The 24,641-nt window shown below is 53.6% G+C and carries 25 protein-coding genes and 2 pseudogenes; 11 read left to right on the forward strand and 16 right to left on the reverse strand.

Annotated elements, in window-relative coordinates:
- Both DBV39_RS04230 and DBV39_RS04235 read right to left on the reverse strand, forming a co-directional pair.
- Positions 1 to 1,830, reverse strand: coding sequence for a carbamoyltransferase family protein (locus DBV39_RS04230; RefSeq protein ID WP_108620486.1), 1,830 nt, complete (start codon positions 1,828 to 1,830; stop codon positions 1 to 3).
- 10 nt (positions 1,831 to 1,840) lie between these two features.
- The gene (locus tag DBV39_RS04235) at positions 1,841 to 2,266 is read right to left on the reverse strand and encodes an SxtJ family membrane protein (protein ID WP_108620487.1); all 426 of its coding nucleotides are present in this window, start codon (positions 2,264 to 2,266) and stop codon (positions 1,841 to 1,843) included.
- 852 nt (positions 2,267 to 3,118) lie between these two features.
- On the opposite strand from DBV39_RS04235, the gene DBV39_RS20570 reads away from it, so the two are divergent.
- The 4 genes from DBV39_RS20570 to DBV39_RS04250 all read left to right on the forward strand — a co-directional run bounded on the left by DBV39_RS20570 (position 3,119) and on the right by DBV39_RS04250 (position 7,261).
- Positions 3,119 to 3,271: a DUF5989 family protein gene (locus DBV39_RS20570; RefSeq protein ID WP_193853045.1), complete on the forward strand. Its 153-nt coding sequence runs from the start codon at positions 3,119 to 3,121 to the stop codon at positions 3,269 to 3,271.
- Positions 3,272 to 3,273: 2 nt separating this feature from the next.
- Positions 3,274 to 4,254 carry an SGNH/GDSL hydrolase family protein gene (locus tag DBV39_RS04240; RefSeq protein WP_159078792.1) on the forward strand — a complete coding sequence of 327 codons (981 nt, stop codon included), beginning with the start codon at positions 3,274 to 3,276 and terminating at the stop codon, positions 4,252 to 4,254.
- A 3-nt stretch (positions 4,255 to 4,257) separates the two neighbouring features.
- On the forward strand, positions 4,258 to 5,622 hold the full coding sequence (locus DBV39_RS04245; RefSeq protein ID WP_108620489.1) for an MBOAT family O-acyltransferase: 1,365 nt from the start codon (positions 4,258 to 4,260) through the stop codon (positions 5,620 to 5,622).
- Positions 5,623 to 6,139: 517 nt separating this feature from the next.
- Positions 6,140 to 7,261, forward strand: coding sequence for an IS110 family RNA-guided transposase (locus tag DBV39_RS04250; protein ID WP_108620490.1), 1,122 nt, complete (start codon positions 6,140 to 6,142; stop codon positions 7,259 to 7,261).
- Between the two features lie 378 nt (positions 7,262 to 7,639).
- Here the strand turns inward: DBV39_RS04250 and DBV39_RS04255 are convergent, their stop codons facing one another.
- On the reverse strand, positions 7,640 to 8,023 hold the full coding sequence (locus DBV39_RS04255) for a nucleotidyltransferase family protein (RefSeq protein ID WP_108620491.1): 384 nt from the start codon (positions 8,021 to 8,023) through the stop codon (positions 7,640 to 7,642).
- Between the two features lie 63 nt (positions 8,024 to 8,086).
- On the opposite strand from DBV39_RS04255, the pseudogene DBV39_RS04260 reads away from it, so the two are divergent.
- Positions 8,087 to 9,255: pseudogene (locus tag DBV39_RS04260) on the forward strand (IS3 family transposase); the annotation flags it as partial.
- Between the two features lie 89 nt (positions 9,256 to 9,344).
- On the opposite strand, the gene DBV39_RS04265 reads toward DBV39_RS04260, so the two are convergent.
- From DBV39_RS04265 to DBV39_RS04295, 8 genes are all read right to left on the reverse strand, one after another.
- Positions 9,345 to 9,857, reverse strand: a complete 513-nt coding sequence (locus DBV39_RS04265) for a nucleotidyltransferase family protein (RefSeq protein WP_159078793.1) — start codon at positions 9,855 to 9,857, stop codon at positions 9,345 to 9,347.
- Between the two features lie 122 nt (positions 9,858 to 9,979).
- Complete coding sequence (locus DBV39_RS04270; RefSeq protein WP_108620493.1) at positions 9,980 to 10,675, reverse strand: glycosyltransferase family 2 protein; 696 nt, start codon at positions 10,673 to 10,675, stop codon at positions 9,980 to 9,982.
- Positions 10,675 to 11,427 carry a glycosyltransferase family 2 protein gene (locus DBV39_RS04275; RefSeq protein ID WP_108620494.1) on the reverse strand — a complete coding sequence of 251 codons (753 nt, stop codon included), beginning with the start codon at positions 11,425 to 11,427 and terminating at the stop codon, positions 10,675 to 10,677. The genes DBV39_RS04270 and DBV39_RS04275 overlap by 1 nt, the downstream gene beginning before the upstream one ends.
- Positions 11,427 to 12,209: a phosphoenolpyruvate carboxykinase (ATP) gene (locus tag DBV39_RS04280; protein WP_159078794.1), complete on the reverse strand. Its 783-nt coding sequence runs from the start codon at positions 12,207 to 12,209 to the stop codon at positions 11,427 to 11,429. Before DBV39_RS04280 ends, DBV39_RS04275 begins: the two co-directional genes overlap by 1 nt.
- A gap of 302 nt (positions 12,210 to 12,511) precedes the next feature.
- Entirely contained in the window at positions 12,512 to 12,919 is a 408-nt protein-coding gene (locus DBV39_RS04285; RefSeq protein WP_108620496.1) for a PqqD family protein, read from the reverse strand.
- 442 nt (positions 12,920 to 13,361) lie between these two features.
- Entirely contained in the window at positions 13,362 to 13,877 is a 516-nt protein-coding gene (locus tag DBV39_RS20400) for an MFS transporter (protein WP_322348739.1), read from the reverse strand.
- A 42-nt stretch (positions 13,878 to 13,919) separates the two neighbouring features.
- Positions 13,920 to 14,921, reverse strand: a complete 1,002-nt coding sequence (locus DBV39_RS20405) for an MFS transporter (protein ID WP_322348740.1) — start codon at positions 14,919 to 14,921, stop codon at positions 13,920 to 13,922.
- Between the two features lie 282 nt (positions 14,922 to 15,203).
- Entirely contained in the window at positions 15,204 to 15,413 is a 210-nt protein-coding gene (locus DBV39_RS04295; protein ID WP_108620497.1) for a type 2 periplasmic-binding domain-containing protein, read from the reverse strand.
- Positions 15,414 to 15,467: 54 nt separating this feature from the next.
- Here DBV39_RS04295 and DBV39_RS04300 point away from each other — a divergent pair, with 54 nt between their 5' ends.
- The 4 genes and pseudogenes from DBV39_RS04300 to DBV39_RS04315 all read left to right on the forward strand — a co-directional run bounded on the left by DBV39_RS04300 (position 15,468) and on the right by DBV39_RS04315 (position 18,271).
- Positions 15,468 to 15,653, forward strand: a complete 186-nt coding sequence (locus tag DBV39_RS04300) for a hypothetical protein (protein ID WP_159078795.1) — start codon at positions 15,468 to 15,470, stop codon at positions 15,651 to 15,653.
- 67 nt (positions 15,654 to 15,720) lie between these two features.
- Positions 15,721 to 15,924 (forward strand): annotated as a pseudogene (locus DBV39_RS04305) (transposase); the annotation flags it as partial.
- A 407-nt stretch (positions 15,925 to 16,331) separates the two neighbouring features.
- Positions 16,332 to 16,544 (forward strand): hypothetical protein, encoded by a 213-nt coding sequence (locus tag DBV39_RS04310; RefSeq protein WP_108620499.1) that lies wholly within the window; start codon positions 16,332 to 16,334, stop codon positions 16,542 to 16,544.
- A 41-nt stretch (positions 16,545 to 16,585) separates the two neighbouring features.
- Positions 16,586 to 18,271, forward strand: coding sequence for an IS1634 family transposase (locus DBV39_RS04315; protein WP_108623078.1), 1,686 nt, complete (start codon positions 16,586 to 16,588; stop codon positions 18,269 to 18,271).
- Positions 18,272 to 18,490: 219 nt separating this feature from the next.
- Here DBV39_RS04315 and DBV39_RS04320 read toward each other — a convergent pair whose 3' ends face one another.
- Both DBV39_RS04320 and DBV39_RS04325 read right to left on the reverse strand, forming a co-directional pair.
- Positions 18,491 to 19,150 (reverse strand): hypothetical protein, encoded by a 660-nt coding sequence (locus DBV39_RS04320; RefSeq protein ID WP_108620500.1) that lies wholly within the window; start codon positions 19,148 to 19,150, stop codon positions 18,491 to 18,493.
- 45 nt (positions 19,151 to 19,195) lie between these two features.
- Positions 19,196 to 19,453 (reverse strand): DegT/DnrJ/EryC1/StrS family aminotransferase, encoded by a 258-nt coding sequence (locus DBV39_RS04325; protein ID WP_322348741.1) that lies wholly within the window; start codon positions 19,451 to 19,453, stop codon positions 19,196 to 19,198.
- Positions 19,454 to 19,622: 169 nt separating this feature from the next.
- On the opposite strand from DBV39_RS04325, the gene DBV39_RS04330 reads away from it, so the two are divergent.
- Positions 19,623 to 20,654, forward strand: coding sequence for an IS110 family RNA-guided transposase (locus DBV39_RS04330; RefSeq protein WP_108620501.1), 1,032 nt, complete (start codon positions 19,623 to 19,625; stop codon positions 20,652 to 20,654).
- Positions 20,655 to 20,827: 173 nt separating this feature from the next.
- Here the strand turns inward: DBV39_RS04330 and rffA are convergent, their stop codons facing one another.
- From rffA to DBV39_RS20575, 3 genes are all read right to left on the reverse strand, one after another.
- Positions 20,828 to 21,865, reverse strand: a complete 1,038-nt coding sequence (gene rffA, locus DBV39_RS04335; RefSeq protein WP_227870804.1) for a dTDP-4-amino-4,6-dideoxygalactose transaminase — start codon at positions 21,863 to 21,865, stop codon at positions 20,828 to 20,830.
- The gene (locus DBV39_RS04340) at positions 21,865 to 22,653 is read right to left on the reverse strand and encodes a class I SAM-dependent methyltransferase (RefSeq protein ID WP_227870805.1); all 789 of its coding nucleotides are present in this window, start codon (positions 22,651 to 22,653) and stop codon (positions 21,865 to 21,867) included. The genes rffA and DBV39_RS04340 overlap by 1 nt, the downstream gene beginning before the upstream one ends.
- Positions 22,654 to 22,733: 80 nt before the next feature.
- Positions 22,734 to 22,991 (reverse strand): GtrA family protein, encoded by a 258-nt coding sequence (locus DBV39_RS20575; RefSeq protein WP_108620503.1) that lies wholly within the window; start codon positions 22,989 to 22,991, stop codon positions 22,734 to 22,736.
- A gap of 76 nt (positions 22,992 to 23,067) precedes the next feature.
- Between DBV39_RS20575 and DBV39_RS04350 the strand changes: the two genes are divergently transcribed.
- Positions 23,068 to 24,641 (forward strand): IS3 family transposase gene (locus DBV39_RS04350; protein WP_108619947.1). Its coding sequence is split into 2 segments (ribosomal slippage): positions 23,068 to 23,512 and positions 23,512 to 24,641, totalling 1,575 coding nucleotides; the frame shifts between segments, so codons are not numbered across the junction.

Raw genomic sequence — 24,641 nt, forward strand, 5'->3', positions numbered from 1 at the left:
TCAGTCCATCTCAAGACGTGAAATATAATCAGTCACTAGCGTAATATCTTGGTCCACTTTACGCATCATGACGTTGCCGACAACTAATCGATCCATACCGGTGGCCATGAAGCAGGTGAATGCTTCGGCTGGTGTGCAAACAATCGGTTCGTTCCGGACATTGAAACTGGTATTGATCAACATCGGGCAGCCGGTGAGGGTTTCGAATGCTTTTAGAAGAGCATGATAGCGAGGGCTTTGTTCGGCGTGAACGGTCTGCAACCTGGCGGAAAAGTCGGTATGCGTCACTGCCGGAATATCGGAGCGCACGAGATACTGGTCCTTCAACCTATGATGGGCTGCTGCGTGTTGCGCGGATATTGTTCGGTGCTGTTCCGCTACTGTTGAAACGGTTAGCATATAGGGCGAGGTCGGTACGCTCATATCGAACCAGTCTGCGGCTGCTTCCGCCAAAACTGATGGGGCAAAGGGCCGGAAGCTCTCGCGAAACTTGATCTTGAGATTAAACTTCTTCTGCATATCTGATCGACGAGGATCTCCGAGGATTGAGCGATTACCCAGCGCTCTGGGGCCAAATTCCATACGACCCTGGAACCAGCCTACCACCTCGCCTGCCGCTAGTGCGGCAGCCGTCTCGTCAAATAGTGACTCATCCGGTACAACAGTGAAACGTGCCCCGCTGGCAGACAGCGCAGCTTCGACTTCACTAAGTGAAAATTCAGGACCCAGTGCGCTACCGCTCATTGCATCCGGGGAGCACACACGGCGCGGAGCTTTGACATGTAAGTGGTAGGCAGCAAGTGCCGCTCCAAGCGCTCCGCCCGCATCGCCTGCAGCGGGTTGTATCCATATATTATCGAAGGCACCATCGGCGGCAATCTTGCCGTTGGCCACACAGTTAAGCGCCACCCCGCCAGCCAAACAGAGGTTCTTTTGGCCCGTTTCTCGAGCCAATGCCCGTGTCATGCGTAGAACGATATCTTCGGTGACTTGCTGGATTGAGGCCGCAATATCAGCATGAAAATCCTCGAGAGGGCTTTCTGGTAGTCGCGGTTGACGGCCGAACAGGTTGTGAAAGCGGGCATTTGTCATACTTAGCCCGGTACAGTAGTTGAAGTAACGCTGATTTAACCGAAAACTGCCATCTTCCTTAACATCAACGAGATGCTTGCGGATACTCTCGGCAAAGCGCGGCTTGCCGTAGGGTGCGAGACCCATGAGCTTGTACTCGCCAGAATTTACTCGAAAACCTGCATAAGTAGTGAAGGCAGAATATAGAAGGCCAAGTGAGTGAGGGAAAACCAACTCGCGAATAATCTTCAGTTCCGAGTCGCGGCCGATTGCCACAGATGTAGTCGCCCATTCCCCGACTCCGTCCATAGTCAGCACCAGAGCTTCTTCAAATGGTGAGGGATAAAAAGCCGAAGCCGCATGACTTAGGTGATGCTCGGAAAACAACAGGTCATCAGACGCGAACTGGCCTGGAGCGAGATCGTTGAGTTCTTTCGTTAGCAACGAGCGTTGAAACAGTTTCTCTTTCGCCCAAATCGGAAGACCTGCGCGAAAGCTAGCGAAGCCCTTCGGGGCGAAGCTTATATAAGTCTCTAGAATACGTTCGAACTTGAGGAACGGCTTGTCATAAAACACAACATGGTCAATTGCAGAGCCTTGCGCGGCTTCAAGGCAGAAGCGGGTTGCATTGCGCGGAAAATCGGAATCCTGCTTTTTACGGGTGAACCGCTCTTCCTGTGCTGCTGCGACAACGATGCCATCACGAATCAAAGCGGCGGCACTATCGTGATAGTAGGCAGAGATTCCGAGAATTTGCATGGAGCGTATGTCAGTAGGGCTGGGTGAAATTCGTGGTGTCTGAAGGGCGTTCAGTCCAGTAAGTGTCTGTCTTTGGATCAAACCGAAGCTCGAGCTGGTTGCGACCGCACAGACGCAAAAGCGCTGCACCAGGAGTAATGAATAAAAAATAGATCATGAAAAGTACAACGTTGCTCATCACGCCATTTACTTTTTTTCCAAAGCGTGTCCACAATCGATTCGGCACCGTCAGCAGGCCTGGCGCGACGATAGCAACGAGGGCCAGCGACACAGCGACGACCGCAGTAGGCATATGGACAGGCTCTGCGCGCCACAATGGCAGCGTGGCGAAGAACCCAATGATGAAGCACCACACAAAACCAAAAACCCTGTTGCTCACTTTTGTCTCTCTATTTTTCAGCGCTAGTATTGCAACCAGATGAGTCTGGTACGGCATGCTGTGCGGTTTACGTCGCAGGCACCAAGCTTATCCCGCACGTGGCTCCAACAACTCTGTAGCCATACATCTTCAGCATTGAAAAGTGCGAAAGGTGGTATCTAACTTTTTCTGCACTTACTGAGCTCATCACCAACAGATGGTGGCTTGATAGTTATGTGTACTGCGCATGATAAACCATGGCCGAAGCAATTCAAGTATGAGGGAGTCAGACAAATTGTTGAATGCAGTCGCGCCAGAGCTATTTGCTTTGCGTGTCGCTTTGGTACACAGCAATTGATCTGAACTTGTACAGCACGCTGGAGATCTGCGCAGGTTCGGATTCGGTGGATGCACAAACTTCAGTATGCAGTGTGAGTTCGGTGTCCAACAGCGGCGGCTGAGAAGGATGGCACACTCGTAACTGGATCGCAAGGAGCCAGGCAGTTCAACACTTTACTGGGCGCGCAGGTTGAGGTAGGTGTGTACGTCGCGTGAAGACGTTCGTGTCGAAAGTTTTGGAACAGTTTCGCAGACTGAGCTCAACGCATTCACAAGTTTGAGTGGGCGCCGCGAATTGACTGTAAAAACTCTGATCCAGGCCCTTTAATGATTTATGATTGGCCCCGCGGCTGCAATTCGCACCCGCTACTGCCGCTCACTTCAGAGCATCGCTTGAACACCTGATGGACGACGTTTCCGGCTTTAGATGAACCAGGATAGCCTGTACGAATGAATCAAGCGGTAAGGTGCCATCGCGCCAACACTCTGAGCAGCCCCCGCAGACTGGGGTCGCGTTGCCTGAAGGTTGGGCTTATGCCCGGTCAGCTCTAGTCTGCATTTGAGGACATGTATTTTTCAGTGGAGTATTCCATGAAGTTTCTAGTAGACCTTTTCGGGTTTCTGTTCAGCAAAAAATCGAGGCTGGTGTTAATCCCATTCTTGGCGGTGATCCTTTTGTTTGCGGCCATTTTTGTTGTGTTGGCCAATTCCTCCTGGGCGCCTTTTGTGTATGCGGTATTCTGAACATGAGCAGCCGAAAATCTCCCATGATGAGATTGCTTTCAGGAACATGCCTCGTGCTTGTGGGTTTGCTACTGGCTTTTGTTGCAGTTGAAGCTCTGGTGAGGGTGGCAACCTCCTCACAGCAGAACTATCTGATCGAGATGTGGCGCTATGCGACACTGCTCAAGCGAAGCAGTGCCGATCCTGTCGTGGGCCATGAACACATTCCCGGCGCATCCGCTTCGCTGCAAGGGGTTGATGTTTCCATTAACTCGCTTGGCATGCGCGGACCAGAACCAGACTTGACAACGCCTGGCAAGCATAAGGTCGTAATTATCGGCGACTCTACAGCCATGGGCTGGGGTATTCCGGAAAGCGAGACATTACGGGCACAAATCGCCGGCTACTTAGGCCCTGACGTTGAGGTAATGACGACTGGCGTCGGCAACATGAACATGACGCAGATTGTGGCCAACTGGTTGCGCTACTCAGACGTGATACGCCCGGATACGGTCATTGTACTGGCCACAGCACGTGCGCCTGCTGTGCAGAGTACTGAGGAGGCTGGATGGCTGGTACGCCATAGTCAAGCTTATGCCTTGCTTGTGTCCTTTGTCGAGATCGCGATGCACAATACCCCTGGCCAAGACGGCCTGGTAACGGGCTACGAGACTATGTGGAGCGGTGGGCCTGGACGCGTTGCTATGGATGAGGCGCTGGACCGTCTAAAGAAGGATCAGGCGAAGTATGGCTATCGTGTGTTGCTAATGCAAGTTCCGGAGCCGCACAGCTTTCAACCCTATCGGTTCCAATTTACCACCGACATCATGCAAGCGGAAAGCGAGAAGCGCGGCTGGACCTTTCTAGACCCACTGCCAGACCTGCAGCAACAGCCTGCCGAGAGCTATTGGGTGGCCAACAACGATGTTCATCCTAATGCAAAGGCCTTTCAAGTTATGGCGAATGTGCTGAAGCCACATTTGGACTCTATCCGGGAGCAGTAATCGATGTTGTTTCAGTTGCCATCGTTTCTGCTTTTTTTCCTGATTTTTTGTGCTCTTTTCGCTTTCTGTCCCCGTAAGTTTCTGCTTAATTATGTCACTATCGCCAGCCTGGTCTTCTACGCGTGGTGGTACCCGCCTGCAGTTTTATTGCTGATCGCGTTGATTGTTGGTTGCTGGTTAATGTTGCAGCTCGTTTGGCGAGACCGACGTTGGTTGGCGCTTTGCGTGGTCTTGTCTTTGATGCCGCTTGTGCTTTTCAAATACACGGACTTCTTGCTTGAGACCATCGATGGCATTTTAGGTATCGAGTCCCCGCGCCTTGGCTGGGCGTTGCCCCTTGGATTGTCTTTCGTCACCTTTACCATCATTAGCTATCTGGTCGATACGGCACGCCAGCCGAGCCAGAAGCGACCGGGCTTCTGGCCGACAGCTGTATACCTGACTTTCTTCCCTCACCTCATCGCCGGGCCAATCCTCCGCGCGAATCATATCCTGCCTCAGTTGCCTCGACTGGCAATTGCGTGGGCTGACTTTATGCCTAACCTTGCTCTGTTCACAGTCGGCATGCTGAAGAAGGTGCTGGTGGCAGATCCAGTTGGTGCCTATGTCGACCAAGCCTACTCGTCGCATGCAACCCTATCGGGTTGGGAGTCTGTGGCGGCGATATTCGGCTTTTCGATTCAAATATATTGCGACTTCAGCGCCTACTCTGACATGGCGATTGCACTGGCGGGCATGTTGGGGATATCGTTTCCGGAGAACTTTCGCTCGCCTTATATTTCGACCTCGTTGGGTGAGGTCTGGCGGCGCTGGCACATTACCCTGAGTTTCTGGCTCCGTGATTACGTGTTCAAGCCCCTACACGGTCGTCTGCACAAGTATGCCCGCCACCTCTCCATTGTTCTCACTATGATCGTTTCTGGCTTGTGGCATGGTGCAGCTTGGACCTTTATCGTTTGGGGGCTGGCCCAAGGGCTAATCATGGTTGTCGAGTCCATCAGCGGCTATCGCCGTTTCTCCGCAACTTCTTCAGGATGGCAGCGGGGATTCTGTATTCTCTTAACCTTCCTGGTTTGGAGTGTACTAACGGTGATCTTTAGGTCGCCTTCAATGTCTGTGGCCTATGACGTTGCAATTGGCAGCTTCGTGCGCGTCGGTTTGGGCGATTGGCCTGCTGCGGCGACCGTACCCGTGCTGCTTGGCGTTGGGTTGTTACTGCTGCATCCATTCGATCAAGTAGACAAGATTCGTGCAGCGGCGGCACGTGTGCCGACGGCTATTTTAGCCCCGATGTGTCTTTTGTTGTGTCTTGGATGTGCGACCATTGCCTCGATGCAGCCAGCAAATTTCTATTACTTTGATTTTTAGGCGGCTGTAAGGTACTGCAGGTTGGCGAGTTCATCTTGACACGTGATCCGTTGATGATTTGCCGAGATGGCAGGGTTCGTTGACTGCTCCTAATAGGCTTGTAGAGGGATTGAGTCACCGAAATTTGGTTGCACCCGGCGGCGACTCCGTGTGCACGCAACGATGTGCATATATTTATGTCGCCGTATTCCCTTTTTGGTTGTACTTATACAGGGGAGTGATGCAGGAACCGGTATACCGAATCGTTCAGCCAGTTTTAAGATAGATTAGGCGTTGACAACCGCTTAAATAGATTTTGACCACGCCGGGATAGGCGATTTAACAAAAGCGGGAAGACCCATAGTCGTTTATCTCCTGTCCACATGCGACCATAGGTTAAGCCTCGATGTAGCCATACATTACCTGGAGTTGCTGAAGAAATAGACATTATGTATTGACCTGCCGAACCTCAAGCGACGCGGGTTACGCTGAAGGTTCGACAACCGAAGGCGCAGAGCCGTAATTGAGGAGGCAGGTCATGAAAGAGTTTATCAAGTACGTCGGACTCGATGTCCACAAGTCCACCATTGCTGTGGCAATCGCCGAGGCAGGTACCAGTGAAGTACGCTACTTTGGAGAAATCAAGAATTCGCCCGAGGCGATAGACAAGGTGCTGCGTCAAATCAGCGCATCCGGTGCAGCCTTGTCTGTTTGCTACGAGGCAGGGCCTTGCGGCTATGAGGTGTACCGTCAGTTGACCCAGCAAGGCGTCAGTTGCATGGTGGTAGCGCCATCGTTGATTCCGCGCAAATCCGGTGACCGGGTCAAGACCGATCGGCGAGACAGCCAGATGTTGGCCAGGCTTCATCGGGCCGGTGAGCTGACTTCTGTCTGGGTGCCAGGTCCCGAACAGGAGGCCCTGCGAGACCTGACTCGTGCGCGCTCCGATTTTGTCGCGTTGCAGACTCAGACGCGCCAGCGGCTGTCTGCCTTCTTGTTGCGTCATGGCAAGCGGTTCAATGGCAAGTGCAACTGGACGCAAGCGCACTTTCGCTGGATTGAGACGATCAAGTTTGGCAGCGCAGCGCAGCAGATCGCGTTGCAGGAGTATGTCGATGCAGTTCTCTCGTTGCAAAGGCGCATCAAGGCAGTGGAGGCTCAAATTGACAAGGCGGCTCGCGAGTCTGCACTTTGGCCATTGATCCAGAACTACATGGCTATGCGGGGTATCAGTTTGATCACCTCAACGATCCTGGCGGCCGAACTCGGCGATCTGACCCGATTCGCAACGGCCCCGCAGCTGATGTCGTATCTGGGGCTGGTGCCAAGTGAGCACTCATCAGGTTCAAGCAAGGTGCGAGGAGGAATCACCAAGACAGGCAATGGACACGTACGAAGAATACTGATTGAAGCCTCGTGGACCTATCGTCATATGGCACGCAAGACCAATACGTTGCAAAGGCGCGCGGAACAAACACCAGAGGTGATTCAGGACATTGCATGGCGTGCACAAAAGCGGCTCTGTGCCCGCTATCGAACCTTGAATGCCCGGGGCAAACTCAAGGTGCAGACCTGCACGGCCATTGCCCGTGAACTGGCTGGTTTTTTGTGGGCTATTGGGCAGGAAACCGGTCCGTTGCATGAGGTGACTCATGCGTAAGTACAACATCCAGACGGAATGTCGGCATCGTGAGTTAACCACCGCGCCGCTCGCCTTGCGCGTGAAAGGCGCGCGCGGCGGCGCCGTGGATAACTCAACCCGGTAAGGAGCCAGCAAATGACGATCACACAACGTGCAGGTAGCGAAATGAGCAACGGTGGGAGAACCCTCGAACGTACTATGAGGCATCCAGCGATGGAATGACCCTCGAAATTAGAGAGAGGCAGCTCCGCGACGAATCGCTTGTCATGCGGTACCCAACCCGCGCATATCAGATTGATCAACCGTCGGAATGCCGCTCGTTTCGCTACCTGCACGCTGTGTGGGTGCTATGTAACGCCAAAATTTAAAAGCTATGTGAAGAAACCAGTTGACAGGTCAATACATATCAGTACGTGAAAGTACCCTATGGGCGTAAAGCTCGAATTGCTCAATCCAAGTGCCGACGGCTTGGTCAGTTTTGATGGGGGTGTCGGTCATGAAAGCTTCGTTGAGTAGAGTCAGTCCAAAATAAAGCCTTGCACGTAATTTGATACTCGCAGCAAACTGGTCTAGGTCAGCCCAATCAATTGCATCACCGTCATGTTGTAGGACCATCGCTGCGTCGGCAGCCCAGCGAAGTGGTGCAACGACGTTGGTTCTTAACCCATGCACAATGACATGCAATAACAGGTCAGCCGCGCGAGGCCTCAGCAGCTCGATATTTCCGACCTGCATCTTGACCGCGTTACGCCAGAATCTATCATTAACACGTTGACTCATGCCTTAAAGTGGACCCCAGTTTTCAGACACCGGTTTAAGCTAATGTCCCTGGAGGGCAATAGCATGACGGAAGGTAAGAAACGCAAGGTTCACAGTGCCGACTTCAAAGCCAAAGTGGCATTGGAAGCCGTACGCAACGAGATGACGATCAACGAGATCGCACAGAAGTTTGAGGTGCATCCGATGATGGTTCGGCAGTGGAAAAAGGAGTTCCTGGACAATGCAGGCAGCGTCTTTGCCAACAAGCGTGGCCCCAAGCCAGTCGAGCACGCCAAGGAGGACGCCTTGTATGGCGAGATTGGTCGGCTCAAGATGGAGCTGGATTGGCTTAAAAAAAAGTCCGGACTATGAGCCTGGAGACGAGAATGGGCTGGATTGATCCGTCGAATAGTCTCTCGCTGGTCAGGCAATGTGCGCTGGCGGGTGTTTCCCGTGCGACCTGGTACAGCCACCAGAGCCTCAAACCCGCGAGTGGCGATGATTTGCAAGTGTGCCACCTGATTGATCAGGCGTACACGCAGCGTCCCTTTTATGGCAGCCGCCGCATGGTGCGCTGTCTGAAAGATCGTGGTCTGACGGTCAACCGCAAGCGGGTACAGCGCCTGATGGCGAGCATGGGGCTGGCTGGGATGGCTCCCGGGCCAAACACTAGCAGGAAGCACCCGCAGAACAGGATCTACCCATACCTCTTGCGTGGTTTGCAGGTCGTCAGGCCGAACCAGGTGTGGAGCACGGACATCACGTACGTTCGTCTGGCACGAGGGTTCGCCTATCTGGTGGCCATCATCGACTGGTACTCACGCAAAGTGCTCTCCTGGCGCATCAGTAACAGCATGGACTCTGCATTCTGCGTTGACTGCCTGGAAGATGCCCTGGCAACTCACGGCAAGCCTGAGATCTTCAACAGTGACCAGGGCTCCCAGTTCACGAGCACGACATTCACCGACATTCTGAAGCGTGAAGAGATACGGATCAGTATGGATGGTCGTGGCCGTGCACTGGATAACATCTTCGTGGAACGGCTCTGGCGCAACGTGAAGTACGAAGACGTGTACCTCAGGGGCTACAGCAGCATGGCCGAGCTGACCGTAGGTCTGGCCGAGTACTTTGCGTTTTACAACACTGAACGACCCCATCAAGGGCTGGGCTACAAAAAGCCCGATGAGGTCTATGCCACCTGCGAAGGCGGTGGCGCGAGCATCCCGGATCACTTCAGAGACACGAGGGGTGAATCCCCCGTTTCGCTACGCTCCACGGGGGATACACCCCGGGAGCAAACAGGGCAGCGCTGTACCGCTGCGGTTGAAGAAATGGACTTAGCTTAAACCGCAACAGATTCTGTCTTGACAACAGGGTCCACCTTACCTTCATGGAACGGGTACCAGTGAAGATCGATTTCTCCACCATCCGGGTGGGTCAAATTGATACTTTTCTCTGTCGCAAAAAACAGTTTGCGTTGCCAGATGGATCCTTCCATCGCCGTGGACGGGTATTTCCACCCCTGTGCCGAGAGGCATTTCAGTGTATCTGTGACGGTCTCGATCCGAACCAGCAGATCGATATCTTGCATTGGACGCAGAGCGGCATCTTCATAGTAGTCCTGGCTAAGCGCCAGACCTTTTAGTGCCATACAGGCGATGCCACTTGCTTGCAAAGCCGAAACCGCTCTGACTGTCATCAGTTCCCGACGCCGTGCTTCGCACCAGGAATAACGGTGCACACCACGTAGGCGTGGCATGACCGGATCATCTATCTTGAGACGGACCAGATTGTGGTGTAGCAGCGGCAACATTCGAAACTGACCCAGATCGTGATTTCCTTCAAAATCAGTCATGCTGCGCCAACGCCTAAAGGCTACTCTGGCCTCGTCACCATCGCAAAGTGATGCTTGAAGCAAGGCAATATCGGTTGGTCGTAGGTATCCATCTGAAGCCGATTGATCAATTGAAGAAGGCTTCACAATGACTCCTTGGTCGTTGAGTCGATTTTTGCTTGCGCTCGATTACGCTGCATCGCGGCATGCGCTACAGATAAGTAGCCTATGTCTTTGCCCAGTTCACGCCGCCAAGACAGGCTCCCCGGGATAATTCTTCGATATGACAAAACCTCTGCGATCTCATGGAATCCGAATCCGGCCAATCGCATTCGAGCAAGCCAATCGACCACATCACCACGTTGTCCAGGCTGATCAACCATGTCTCCGACTCGCTCGTAGACTTCCTTGCGAAACGCGATGCCTGACCGATTCAAGCCGGAACGCACTTCGCCGGAGCCATCATCGGGTTTGCCATGATTGAACTGCCTTTGATAACAACAAACGACGTGCAATGATGCGTCGTTCGCGAGAACTGCCAACTGGCGTTCCATTTTTTGAGGGTGCCAGAGATCATCGGCATCGACTGTGGCGATGATCGGTGTGCGTACATTTGCCAAACCCAGATTTGTCGCTGCAGCTGGTCCTTTATTGGGTTGTTGAAATACGCTGACCAGAGGCGAAAAATGCTTGGCGATCGTAAACGTGTCATCCGTTGAGCCATCATCGACGACGATGATTTGAGTAGGTATCACCGACTGAGAGACTACAGACGCTAAAGTTTCAGCGATTGTTCTGGATGCGTTATGGGCAGGTATCACGACGGAATATTCTTGCATCAGTCAGCCTCGATTTCCTGGAGTTGCTTCAACTCAAAAGAGGGCTTGTCTAGAACCAAGCTTGGATCCTTGCGTCGTCGCATAACGGATAGAAGAAGTGCTCTTGCAAAATAGCGACCGGCCTCTTTTCTATCGAGAGTCATGTTTTGGTGATGGCGCACATAGTAAAAAGCAAGTGTGTCAGTTTGTTGGAACTTCGAGCCACTCTCAAAAATACGTAGAAGATAGTCTGTGTCTTCAGACTGGCGTAACTCGGGATTGAAGAGCCCAATCCTTTCTACCAGTTCACGACGAAAAATTCCACAAGACAAATGTATGCCAACGACATTTGTCACTTGCGCATCTGGCGTGGGTAACAGTGTTTCGTTATCGATCTGGCTGACAATCGACATCCGGGCGTAGGTTAGATCAAGCGCTGGATTGCTGGTAAAGCAAGGTAGGTCAGCATCAAGACGTCCTTCCGATAGCACATCATCGGAATCGAGGAACGTCACAAAGGATGTTTGTGGCAACAGATGTTGTAGCCCCGCGCTACGGGCCGCCGAGACCCCGGCGTTCTCTTGGTACAGATAGCGAACTTCAGGATGATGTGTCATCACGTCAGCGACAACTGATGCTGTTTCGTCCACTGAGCCGTCATCGACTACCAGCACATCAAGCGCAGCATCGCCCGTTCGTATCAAAACTGATTTGATGGCCCGAGTAACAAGCGCCGCACGATTGAAGGTAGGAATGATGACGGTCACTAACATCAGGATCTCAGTTTAGCGATGAAGGTTGCCAGCGTTTCGGTAATTTCAACGGGGTCAACGCCCAGGCTGATGCGATATGCAGGAAGACTACGAGTCAGTTCAGCACAAAATGAAAAATTCTGTGCCCGACCTCCTGGTATCTGTGCAACACCGGTGGGTGCAAGGGATAGAAAGGCTTCTTTGCTGTCCATCGGCTTGATCGTGGTGCGCTTTGCAAAAACAACTTCTGGCAGGCATAGGGCATCGATTTTCATTCGACTGGGTTGCTCAGCTGTTGTGATGTCCTTAAATACAAATTGTTTCTTGCCTTGCCAGTTTGTCTCTTGTGCCCAAGGCTCGCCTTGGTTTATCCCAAGTCGTTCAAGACTCACTGGGTCACATTTGAGTGTCGAAAACAGTGGCATCGCGTTCACAGAGTCGGTGATTTTTACGAGCACGTAGTCATCGCCCAAGGACTGCAAGCCATGCAAGATGCCGGCAAGGATCGTGCCGGATTTTCCAGATTTACCTGGCCCGAAAAAAAGTGCTCCACGTCCGTCAGTCCCCAAAACACCAGCATGCACAAGGCCAACAGATTTGTCAGAAAGATGCCATTGCAGAAAATTACGTAGAGGTGAGCCACTGTCCCAATCCGGCAAGCTTTGTGGGGTTCTCATCAACTGCACGCCGCGCCGAGACTTCAGACAAAAGAACTGCCAGAAGTCTCGTTCCTGATAGTGATGCACACGGTATTGCGTCGATGCCAGCTCTGCTTCAATGATCAAATGATTGAATACGGGCAAGGACCACTGAGGCGTCATCGGAAGATCAAGACTATCTCCGCAAGCAATGAGAATTCGACAATCTGCGGGAGACTGTCTCTGGATTCCCGAGAGTCCATTGGCAATGATGTTGTGTTGTTCATCAAGGGATGTTCGGATGTCAAACATCTGCTCACCGATGAGTCTGGACAGTCGGCCTGATGCCTGATCAAAAGCATGGTCGAATACTGAAAACAGACCGTCAGCAAAGCTGACAAGCTGCTTGGTCGAACTCAAACGGTTCGTGCTAAACCGATGGTCCTCGACGACTTGGTTCACGTGCATCAGGCATCCGGGCGATTTGGCCAGCCGGTCTCGGCATCAACGTCATGGATTGGATCGGCCATAATCAGATCTGCAAGATCATCATAGACTTCTATGGTTGGCACCTCCGACGCACCAGCAAGCTGGATCCTGACCTCTTGTGCGAGTTGAATATCCAATGGCGCTTGAGCGACAAGCAGTTCATTAGAAACCAGACTCGACAGAAACTTTTCAAGATCTTGGGGTTGAACGCCAGCCTCTATGAGGGAGCTCGCCTTGACACCAGAAGAAAGTGCGCTCCAAACCAACGCGCCCACATTGTTAAAGCCGAAGTACTGACCTGATCGAAGGTTGAGCACCACAAGATCATCACCAAATTGCTCAAAAACAATGTCAGGGTTCGCCAGTTGATAACTGTTTTCAAACATCTTTTATTCGAGCCGCAGTCGTTATGGATAATGGGTTACAGACTGTCATATCTGTGGTGTCAGTCATCTAGCAACGTTATGAGTCATTCGATCTTTTTAGGACTCCAACGCCAAAAGATGACGCTGTGAACGGCCGTCTTGTTGTTGCTGTTTGTACCGATGCTGTTTGTACCGATCAAACGCAGCCTCAACGTCAATATCTCCAGTTCTCACGCAATGCGAGAATAGCAATGAACTTGCTTCTGGTCTACGGGTATCACCCATGAAGATTGGCGTCTTTTGCCAATACCGTCACAGCCCTTCCACTTTGACTTAAAAGTGTCGGTTTACTACCACTGTTGCCTCTGATTGAGGCCAGCCAGGACCAGGATGTCATTGTTGTCTCGCTACGCCTTTCGTGCATAGCCGGTCACGGGCTTTGTCGTGAGCTAGCCCTGTTTCTTTATTGCGAGTGCCTGTTGTCTGGACGCTGGCGAGCAACCAGAAATGCGGTGGTTAGCAATACGACCGTGCAGATCATCATGATCACCCAAAACCCTTGATCAAATGCGCGATGTGCCTCATCTGTGATCAACGCTGAGAGCGGCTGGGGCAGGGTGCTGGCAAGATTGACAGCGATGTCGATGCTGTTGCGAATACTGTCTGCGGCGGCTGCACTCAGTGATGGATGATCGGGTAGGCGAATGGACACGGTATAAATCGCCGAGAGCAGGCTGCCCAGCGTGGCAATGCCCAGTGCTGCGCCAAATTCATAGGACACCTCTTCAATGGATGCTGCCATTGCTGCCTGGCTGGTCGGTGCGTTGAGCAGCATTGCGCTCGATGCAGCTGTGATGGCAGCACCCAGGCCAATTCCCATCACAATGAAGGTGCCGATCTGCAGGGCAAGTCCCGAACTCATGGTAAACAGGTAGCCAGCAAATCCAATGCCGGAAATCGTCAACGAGCTCCACAGCATTCTGTGAACGCCTACTCGCTGCAGGTAGTGTCCGCTGATGGGTCAGGCAAAGAATGCTGCCAGAGGGATGGGCAGAAGCGCTAGTCCTGCCTGGAGTGGTGACATGCCTGCAATCAGCTGAAACCGCTGGCTGACAGCCAGTTCCATACCCATCAAGGTTGCCGACGCCACCAGCGCAGTAACCGCTCCGGCGCTGAACACTTTGTTGTCAAACAGCTTGAAGTCAATGAGAACGACGCGTGTTCTCTTTTGTCGCAAGACAAATGCTGCGGCACCTAGCGCGCTCAGGGCAAGGGCTAGCAGTGCCCGAAGGATGGACGGTTCGGTCGCACTGGCCTCTTTGATCGCAAATGTCAGGCCGACCAGTGCCAGCATGATCAGAAGCGACGCCACCAGATCAAACGGGCGGTCTGGATTGCTCTGACTTCGTGGAATCCAGATCAGTGCCGGAATCAGGGCAACCGCGATGACGGGCACATTGAGCAGAAACACCGATCCCCACCAGAAGTACTCCAGCAACAAACCACCGACGACTGGGCCGAGCGCTGCGCCACCGGATGCAATGGCGGCCCAGATGCCGATGGCCACACTGCGCTCGTGAGGGTCTTCAAACACATGCCGGATGATCGCCAGTGTGGCTGGCATCATCATGGCCGCCCCGACGGCGAGAAGCACCCTGGCCGCAATCAGTGTCTGTGGATCGGGAGAAAAAGCTGCAATCAGGGATGCGATGCCAAATACGACCATCCCGCCGACGAACATGCGTTTGTAACCATACCTGTCTGCCAGTGCGCCAGCGCCCGGCAGCAGGCCCGCAACCGTGAGCGCGTAGGCGTTGACAATCCAGAGCTTTTGCGAGGCACTGGCATGCAGGTCGTGGGTCAGGTGGGGCAGTGCGAGGTAGAGCACTGTCACGTCAACCACAATCAAAAAGAGGGCCGATGAAACGATGGTGAGAATCAGCCAGCGGTGTCGGTGCTCCCGGCTCTGATGCTCTGGCAAATGCTGGGGGGACGTATGGAGTGGAAGGCTCTCTGAGGACATAGGGTGCTTCTTTTGCGATTCCCACTGAACGGGATTTAGCGCATGTTATCTGATCACTGTGACTTCTGCCGTGAGCCATCGGGCAGACTCGTTTGAGACAGGTACGCCCGCCCGTGCGAGTCCTTTATTGGAGTGAGGTTTGTATTGACGACTGCAATGGATGAGCGATCCAGCGCCAACTATGCTGGGTTTGGCGACAATCGTTCGACGGCTCTGTGTCAGAGCGATGCGGCGCACTAGCATCCCTGGGGTCAGTAATCAGACCTTGGTGCTTAGAGCCATTCAGAACCATTCGGTCAGACAGACCTCAACAATGACTTCCATCTGTCTGGCGGTCGGGTTATGTGGGGTATTTGACAGCTTGAGAATTCCCAGTGTGCTGTCGATCACGGAGTTGTGTCGCGGAATGAACACCAGGTCGTAGCCTTTTCTTGGCATGGCCTGCTGCGCCATTACCGTCACGCCCACACCTTCTTCGAGGAGCGCGTTCATGATTTGCAGGTTGGCGCTTCACTCGAACAATTGGTGTGCCGCCTGGACGGCAGTGTGTCCACGCAGTTTGCTTGGCGCGTGGGTGTGAGAAAGTTCGCGGTCCATTACTGGCGTAACAATCAGAGTCCGGTCACTCTGGATGCGCTTTGCCGGATTGCCGTGGCCTCTGAAGTATCAATCGCCAGCCTCGTACAAGGCAAACTCAACAATGGGTACCTCCAGTTGAGTCTAGACAGATGACCCTGGACCTGGAGATGCCTGCCCAGACAATACCGCCCCCGCAGAGCCTATGACTGGCTGACCAGCACGCGCACTGGCTGATACGCTAACATCGTGGCTTGAACCGATCGTGGCAATGTGGCGCTTCTCCAAATCCAACGGCATCACCGAAGGATTCCACACCAAGATGGAGATGCTGTCGCGCAGAGCTTTTGGATTCAGAAACTTTGAGAGCTACCGCCTGAGAGTGTTAGCTCTATGCGGTTGGAATGGTGTCATCAACAGGGTTTGATGAATGCCGCATCCCCCGTTTTACGGTGAAGAGCCCGGGACTTGCACCCGACGGTGTGCGCCCATGCTGGGCGCACACAAGAAAAAACCCCAACCGAGAACGATTGGGGTTTTGAATACTGGTGGTGGGACGCTCGCCCGCCACCCACAGCAGCATGAATGTACGCAAAACAGGCTGCGCATACTATTGCGAGCCAATGCGAAAGATTTGACCGGGCCGCATCCTACCTCAACCCCCTCTTGGTTCGATCATTTTTCGACGTTCGAGACTGGATACCAATCTTTACCCTTGTCCAAAGGGGGCCAAAGCATTCATTTACAGCCAAGAACTCCTAGACCACCCGCAGGACTTGCTACCTTCCCGAAACAGAGCGTTCATGGGCTCCCATTCATCACAAGGAGTTCACCATGACCACTACCACCAACTTTGATCAACTGCAACTCGCCAAGCGCTGGGGGCTGTCAACAGCGACCCTTGAACGCTGGCGCACGAACGGCACCGGTCCGCAGAAGTTCGACACCAAATGCCATTTTTCCCCGATTTTCGCCGGCCGAGCTGTTTTGAATCAACATGTTAGCCCGGTTGGTTTCAGATTTTTGTACTGGCAACAATTTGTATGATGGGTGTTGGCAACTATTCTGTGGTTTGCTACACTCCCGTCATGTTCATCAAACTCACCACCGCCCGCGGCCACCAGTACGTCCAGCTGGTCGAGTCCTACCGTAACGAAGAAGGCAAGGCTCGCCAGCGAACCATTGCCACCCTGGGTCGTCTGGACGATGCCGGCGGTCAGGTCGATGCCTTGCTGGCATCTCTCTTGCGCGCCAAAGGCCGTGGTGCTGACGCTGCCAGCCCGCAGGTTGCCTTCGAGTCTGCCTTGACGCTGGGTGATGTCTGGGCATTACACGGTCTGTGGCAGGAAGTCGGGTTTGACGCACTGGCTGGCGTGTTTCGCAAGGCACGCTACACCACGGCGGTTGAACATGCCATTCGGGTGATGGTCTTTAATCGACTGTGTGATCCGGACTCCAAGCTCGGAGTGCTTCGCTGGCTGGAGACCGTCAGTCTGCCGGAAGTCGATACCAAGGCGCTCACGCATCAACAACTACTGCGCAGCATGGATGCTCTGATGGATCACCAGGATGCTGTCGAGGCTGTCGTGGCCCGACAACTCAAACCCATGGTGGACCAGGACCTTTCACTGGTCTTCTACGACCTGACCACCATCCGAGTGGAAGGCCAGACAGAACTGTCGGAGGATGTACGCCATTACGGCATGTCCAAAGAAGGCATGGTGGCCCGTCAGTTCATGCTCGGCGTGGTGCAGACCGCCGAAGGCTTGCCGATCTATCACGAAGTGTTCGATGGCAATCAGTCCGAGACCGCCACCCTGTTGCCCACCATCAGGAAGGTCCTGGCACGCTATCCCCACATCCGCAAACTGATCATCGTGGCCGATCGAGGACTGCTGTCACTGGATAACCTGGAGGAACTACTCGCGCTCAAACTCGATGAGGGCCAGGCACTCGAATTCATCCTGGCGGTACCCGCCAGGCGTTACGGCGAGTTCCACGACATCCTGCAACGGTTCAATGACACAATCGCCGACCAGGAGAACGAAACCATCAGCGAGACCCGCTGGCAGGACCTTCGCCTGGTGGTCGCTCACAATCCCCAGACTGCCCAGCATCAAACCGAGTGGCGACGTTCCAAAATAGAAGAGCTGGAGAACAAGGCAGACCAGTGGGCCAGCAAACTCGATGGACAGGATTCCGGCAAAGTCAGCCGGGGTCGCAAACTCTCGGACAGTGGTGCCAAGGCGCGTTTCTATCATGAGGTCAAGCAGGCGCACCTGGCCAAGATCATCAGGGTGGATCTGACCTCCGATCTGTTTACCTATCAGATTGACGAGAAGGCACTCAAACAGGCAGAACTGGTCGATGGCAAGCTGCTGCTCGTGACCAACTCCAATGAGTTCACCCCGAAAGAGGTCGTCGAGCGTTACAAGTCCCTGGCTGACATCGAGCGTGGTTTCAAGGTACTGAAGTCAGAAATTGAAATCGCACCGGTGTTTCACCGGTTGCCACATCGAATCAAGGCTCACGCCATGATCTGCTTCATGGCACTGATCCTGTACCGGATCATGCGCCACCGTCTCAGACTCGCCAATACAGGACTATCGCCAGAAAGAGCCCTGGCACAGCTGCGTCGCATCCAGCGCCATCAGGTGAAGGTCAACAACCAGACGGTCGAAGGGATATCGACTGTCTCGAAGGAACAATCAGGAGTTCTTCATGCACTGAAGCTAAAAAAACCTTCAATGCCCGAGCAGCTGACACTTCTGTAGTGGCAATTTAAAAACTGATTTCAATGAAATCAGTTGCTTATGAAGGTTCGTGTCGAACTCGGGGGTCCGAAGTACATCCGGCTGCCAGGCAAGGTCATCTACCGTTTGTGCGACATCGAGGCCTACGAAAACGAGTGCCTCGTGTCATCGACTGCCGAGTTACGCAAGTCAAAAATATTACCTCAGCAAGGTGTTTGATCCTAATGCTGATCACATGGCTTAACAACTCGGGGCATCAATACATATGGCAGCGCACCAGACATGGAAATTACCAACGTTGCCTTGAGACAGCAGTAACTGGCCGAGTGTTGCTGATCTTGGCACGTTATCGATGTAAGCATCCGAAACGGTCAATTGCGCGTAGGCATCTCCCTTTTCGATCTCCTTCTTCAACAGAGCAAGCCCTTTGTCGCGCTCTTGTTGAGCCGACTTTGTCCGAGAGAATGTTTGGCTGGTCCAGGCAACAAGCTGCCATGATGTCGCCCTTCGCTGATTGCCCTCCTGAGCAACTTCGTCAGGAAACCGTCGGAGTTTGGCGAGGTCCTCCTGCAAGTTAAAGCCGACGGCATTTTTCCGGATGGTCTTTAGCTCAAAGGCCGAGGCTTGCTTGCCATAGACGAGCACCGCATCAATCTTTTTGTGGGCGCCGCGTCCAGAGGTTTGCTTTTCCAGAGGGAACTCGAGGAAAGCCCCAAACCCACGCTTGTGCGCTACGGCCAACACATAGGGTCTGATCGCCGACTCGAAGGCTGCCTCGCTGCGCCCCAGAAAATGATCGCCGAGCATTCCCGCGACCACACCGTCACAAATTGCCTTTGCAGTCAGTGGCTCAGGTTTAATGCCGAACCGGTGGTGAACAGCTGGTAATCGTTTAGCCATAAACTCACTCTGGCAAGATAAAGGGGGCTCACACACGAGGGGAAGTTACCCTGTGGCACTGCGCAGCACCTCAACGACCCGGTCTTGCTGCTCATCCGACAAGCCGACCCACAGCGGTAAGCGGACCAGACGTTCAGACTGCTGATTTGTGACGTTCAAGTCGCCATGTGGCCGGCCATAACGCTTACCGGCAGGAGATGAGTGAAGCGGTACGTAGTGGAAAACCGACCAGATTTCATTGCGCTTGAACGAATCAAGGAAATGGAATGGACGCCTCCCACCCAAGGGGGCTGATTGATGCAAGAGTTACCCACCGCGCCGCTCGCCTTGCGCCATAGCGGGGCGCCACGGCGGCGCCGTGGATAACTCCGAGCCGGCATGAGGGTTAAGAGGACCCTCTCGTGCCGACGGCATCAAAGTGCCCAAGGTGGATGGTCGCGGTGATCTCCACAGGCAAACCGGAGGGTCCAACATGAATGTTAGCAAAACTGTTGTCGGAATCGATATCGCCAAGCGCGTGTTTCAGTTGCACTGGGTTGATGTGAACACAGGCCAGATTGTGAGCCTGCAACTCAAGCGTGATGTGTTTCTGGCGCACTTTGCCAACCGCCAGCAGTGCCTGATTGGCATGGAGTGCTGTGGTGGAGCACAGCACTGGGCCAGGCAACTGGCGATGATGGGGCATGAGGTCAAGCTTTTGCCGGCCAGGTCGGTCAAACCCTTTGTGACTGGCAACAAGAATGACCGTCACGATGCGCGAGCCATCTGGACTGCCGTACAGCAGCCGCATGTCAAAGCGGCAGCGGTCAAGACTGAAGAGCAACAAGCCATGCTGGCTTTACACCGCATGAGAAGCCAACTCGTGAAGTTTCGAACGGCACAGATCAATTGTCTGAGGGGATTGCTCACTGAATATGGAGAGGTGATGCCACAAGGTAAAGCCAACCTGCTCAAAGGTATCGTAGAGGGTCTGGCCAGATTGTCTGAACGTTTACCAGCCATGGTTATCGATACCCTGCGAGATCAGTGGGCACGCATTACCAGGATGGACGAAGAGATTGACATGATTGAGCAGCGTATCAATCTGTGGCGCAAGCAAGAAGACGCATGCCTCAGGATCGCAGAAATACCCGGAATTGGTCTGCTGACTGCGACCGCAGCGGTTGCCGTGATCGGTGATCCCAAAGCCTTCAAATCAGGCAGAGAGTTTGCTGCTTTTGTAGGTCTGGTGCCAAGGCAGGTGGGCACAGGAGGAAAGACCAAACTATTGGGCATCAGCAAACGCGGGGATGTCTATCTGCGAACGCTGTTCATTAATGGAGCCCGAGCTGTACTGTCACGCTCAACGGACCCGGGACCATGGGCAACTGAACTTTGCAAGCGTCGCCCCTTCAACGTCGCGGTCGTGGCGCTGGCGAACAAGATGGCACGGACGGTATGGGCGTTGCTCGCGCATGATCGGAAGTACCAGAAGGGGTTTGTGAGTCAGCCGGTTCAAGGGTGAGCACCGAACTCGGATGATGAATCATTGATAGTCGAAGGAGTTGTTGCCGCAAAGGTTGCGCAGGATCGATGAAAGTGTGATGGCAAACAGGTTAGACCGTGACCCGCTAAGCCTGGTTCAGAGGTTGGACTGAGAGTCCTTTAAGGAAATGAGGCGTGGGTCAGCGGATTCCATCAGGGCCAGCAGGTATCGACCTGCACTACAGGCCGGATATAAAACTGCAGCCTACCTACCCCAGCACACCAACAAAGATCTTGGCAAACGGGAGGCGTCCATATAACTCTCTGACGGTCGATTTCCGGCGCCAGCAGAACGTAGTACATGTGGGCATTGTGCTCACAGTCCTCTGGAGCGATCGGGCGCCTCAGTATTCCCTTGGCTTCTAGCGGTTCAAGAAGCTCATGATAACGCTGCCAGCTAGCCAGCCGCTCTTTGGTTATTCGATCTGCTTCTTCAAGTTGCGCCCACAGGAAAGCGGCAATCAACTCCCCTGGCAGGAACGACGAGCCCACCTCTTGCCAAGTGTACTTATCGACTTCTCCCCTGAAAAATCGACTGCGGTCGGTCCCTTTCTCGCGAATGATCTCTGCGCGAAGGCTCATGTCGGGACTATTGACGAGCAGCGCACCGCCTTCTCCCGAGATCACGTTTTTTGTTTCGTGGAAACTGTAGGCTCCGAGATCACCAATGCTGCCGAGGGCCCGCCCTTTATAGGTTGACATCACCCCCTGCGCTGCATCCTCAACGACCTTCAATCCATGCTTCTGGGCGATGTCCATAATCGTATCCATCTCGCACGCCACTCCCGCGTAATGCACGGGAGCAATGACACGGGTACGCGGCGTAATGGCGGACTCAATCAGCCGTTCGTCCAAATTAAGAGTGTCTTCTCTGATATCGACAAACACGGGGACCCCACCACGAAGCACAAAGGCATTGGCGGTAGATACAAAGGTGTACGACGGCATGATGACCTCATCGCCGGGCTGAATATCCAGCAATAAAGCAGCCATCTCGAGTGCCGCCGTACAAGAGTGAGTAAGCAGACCCTTATTACACCCAGTCCGCTCCTCCAGCCATGCATGACAGCGCTTGGTGAAAGGCCCATCGCCTGCCAAGCTACCATTGAAGTGCGCTTCAGCGATGTAGTACAACTCCTTGCCTGTCATGTGAGGCCAGTTGAAAGGAATGCGATGGCTTACTTCTTTCATTACTTTCTTTCCGCCACGATTAATCTAGACCCACCAACTGGACAATTCATCCCAAACCTAATTCCCGCAAGCTCTAACATCATTAAAGCGTAAAAAGACTTATTCAAAACTGCGTTTATCTTAAGTTCGCCGACAGGATCGAAATCCTTTATTTCTTGCTTCTGCAAGACTCGTGAAAGCATCATCGCTGGCAAAAGACTGGTCACAAAAGAACTGCTCCTTAAAAGCTCAAACCCGGCGCTCAAAACCTTCTGCTCGATCTCAGCACGCTTGTACCGGCGCACGTGGCAGGCATACTCATCAGAAGCGCTCCACAACCAGGGATGCTGAGGAACGGTTAGCAGCAAAACACCACCAGGCTTGATGGCGCCATGAAGTTGAGCCAGGACTGTTTCATCCTCTTGAATGTGTTCCAGCACATCGAAGGCGCCGATGGCATCAAACTCGTCTACAAAAGGCACCCGACGGGCATCCATCTGCATGAAGTGTGCAGAGGGAACGCGTTCGGCCGCATGAGATAAGCCAGCCAAGAAAATCTCACTGCCACTTAAAGCTAGCTTTGGGCAGGCACGAGCGATACCTGATAGAACAAAGCCAGTACCACAACCCACTTCCAAAAATGTATTGGCGTCTGGTTTGTAGGTTCTCAGCGCCCAGAGAATGAACGCGTTACGCGCACGAAACCAGAAATTTTCCGCTTCTAATCGAGACAATTCAGAGAAGTACTCAGGCTTGAAACCCCCGCCACCATTTGCAAACTCTGGGGCATGAGCCTCTATTCCGTTCAAGCGTTCTGGCTGATGACCGCATGAAGGACAAGTCCATTCATCAGAAGAAAAGATATATTTGCAGTGAAGGCATAGTTTCATTACCGCACCACTCCGGTTACTGCCAAGCTCGGCGCAAATACGAAAACCCGCAACACAACAAACAAGAAGGTGGCCACGACAACGATTGCTATCGCCTGTACGATTTGATGCGGAAAATTAAACCAGTCCACAAACAGCAGCAGCAGAACCAGATTCAGCAGATAGCCTGCAACCTGCGTCAGCAGGTATCGAACCCCGGTAACGCCAATACCTCCATCATGTCGAAAGGTAAAACGTCGATTAGCAAGAAAACCTATTGATGCCCCCCCTCTGTGTCAGAATGGTTGTCGCCTCGATAAGTTTTGAACCCGAGGGTGGTTTTGGAAGATCAAATTGGCCAGATACGGACAAGCATTTAAAGACAAAGCAGTGGCACGGTTGTTGCCTCCCGAGAGCGCTTCGCTGGAAAAGGTTTCTCGTGAGTTGAGTATTTCTGTTCAAACCCTTGAGCGCTGGCGTGCGCAAGCTTTGACCATGCCCGCTCGCGAGCGGGCATGGTCAGCGGCGGCTCGATTCGAGGCGGTGCTCGTCACCGCAGCCATGGACGAGGCAGGCAAGAATGCGTGGTGCCGGGAGAAAGGCATCTACCCCCAGGAGCTTGATCAATGGCGACAGACAGCGACCCAGTCGCTGGCCGATCCGCAGGATCAGGCGAGTGCCAATGGCCAGCGATCCAAGGTCGATCGCAAGCGGATCCGGGAGCTCGAGCGCGATCTCAATCGCAAGGACAAAGCACTGGCAGAAACCGCCGCCTTGCTGGTGCTTTCAAAAAAGCTCTCGGCGATCTTTCCAAAGGACAGGGGCGAGGACGAATGATTGCCCTGAAAGATCGCCAGACACTTGTCCAGCACATTGATACAGCCCATCAGCAAGGGGCCAGGCTTGACCGTGCCTGTTCACTGGCGGGTCTGACCATCCGGACGCTTCAGCGATGGAAACGTGATCAAGACAAACTCACGGTGGGTGATCGTCGCCCGCTTGCTGCCCGACCAACCCCGGCCCATGCACTGACACCGCAGGAACGTCAGCGGATTCTGGACGTGGCCAATGAAAGCCGGTTTGCTGACTGTCCGCCTGCGCGCATCGTGCCGATGCTGGCTGACGAAGGCGTTTATATCGGCTCTGAGGCTACGATCTCTCGCGTACTCAGGCAGCACGGGCAGACCACTCACAGAGGCCGTACACGCCCGCCACAGCCCTCCAGAAGACCCACCACGCACGTGGCCACGGGACCGGGTCAGGTCTACTGCTGGGACATGACTTATCTGCCTACGCACGTGCAAGGACACTGGTTCTACATGTATCTCATTCTGGATCTGTACAGTCGAAAGATCATCGGGTGGGAGGTGCATGAAAAGGATGATTCAACTCATGCTGTCGCCTTGCTCAAGCGCACGGCGCTGGCTGAAGGGGTGCATGCCATGGCCGACAAGCCCGTCATGCATGGTGACAATGGCAGCACACTGAAAGCCACTTCGGTGCTGGCCATGCTGCACTGGCTTGGTATCGAGCCGTCGTACTCGCGCCCAAGGGTGTCCGATGACAACGCGTTCGCCGAATCGCTGTTTAAAACAGCCAAGTACCGACCCGAGTTTCCGGCCCATGGATTCAAGTCGCTGGAAGCTGCACGTCAGTGGGGGGCGACGTTCGTGCATTGGTACAACCATGAGCACCGCCACAGTGGCATCCAGCACGTCACGCCGGATCAACGGCATCGTGGTGAAGACATCAAGATTCTGGATGCCCGCCATGCGCTGTACCAACAACAGAAACGGAAGAATCCGGCCCGTTGGTCAGGACAAACCAGGAACTGGTCGCCGGTCGGTGCAGTCACCCTGAACCCGGAACGAGAGGAGGCGGTGAAAGCCGAGATTCAGATCAAAGATAAAAAGCGATTTGTTGCATGA

The organism is Orrella marina (assembly GCF_003058465.1).
GTDB lineage: Bacteria > Pseudomonadota > Gammaproteobacteria > Burkholderiales > Burkholderiaceae_B > Algicoccus > Algicoccus marinus.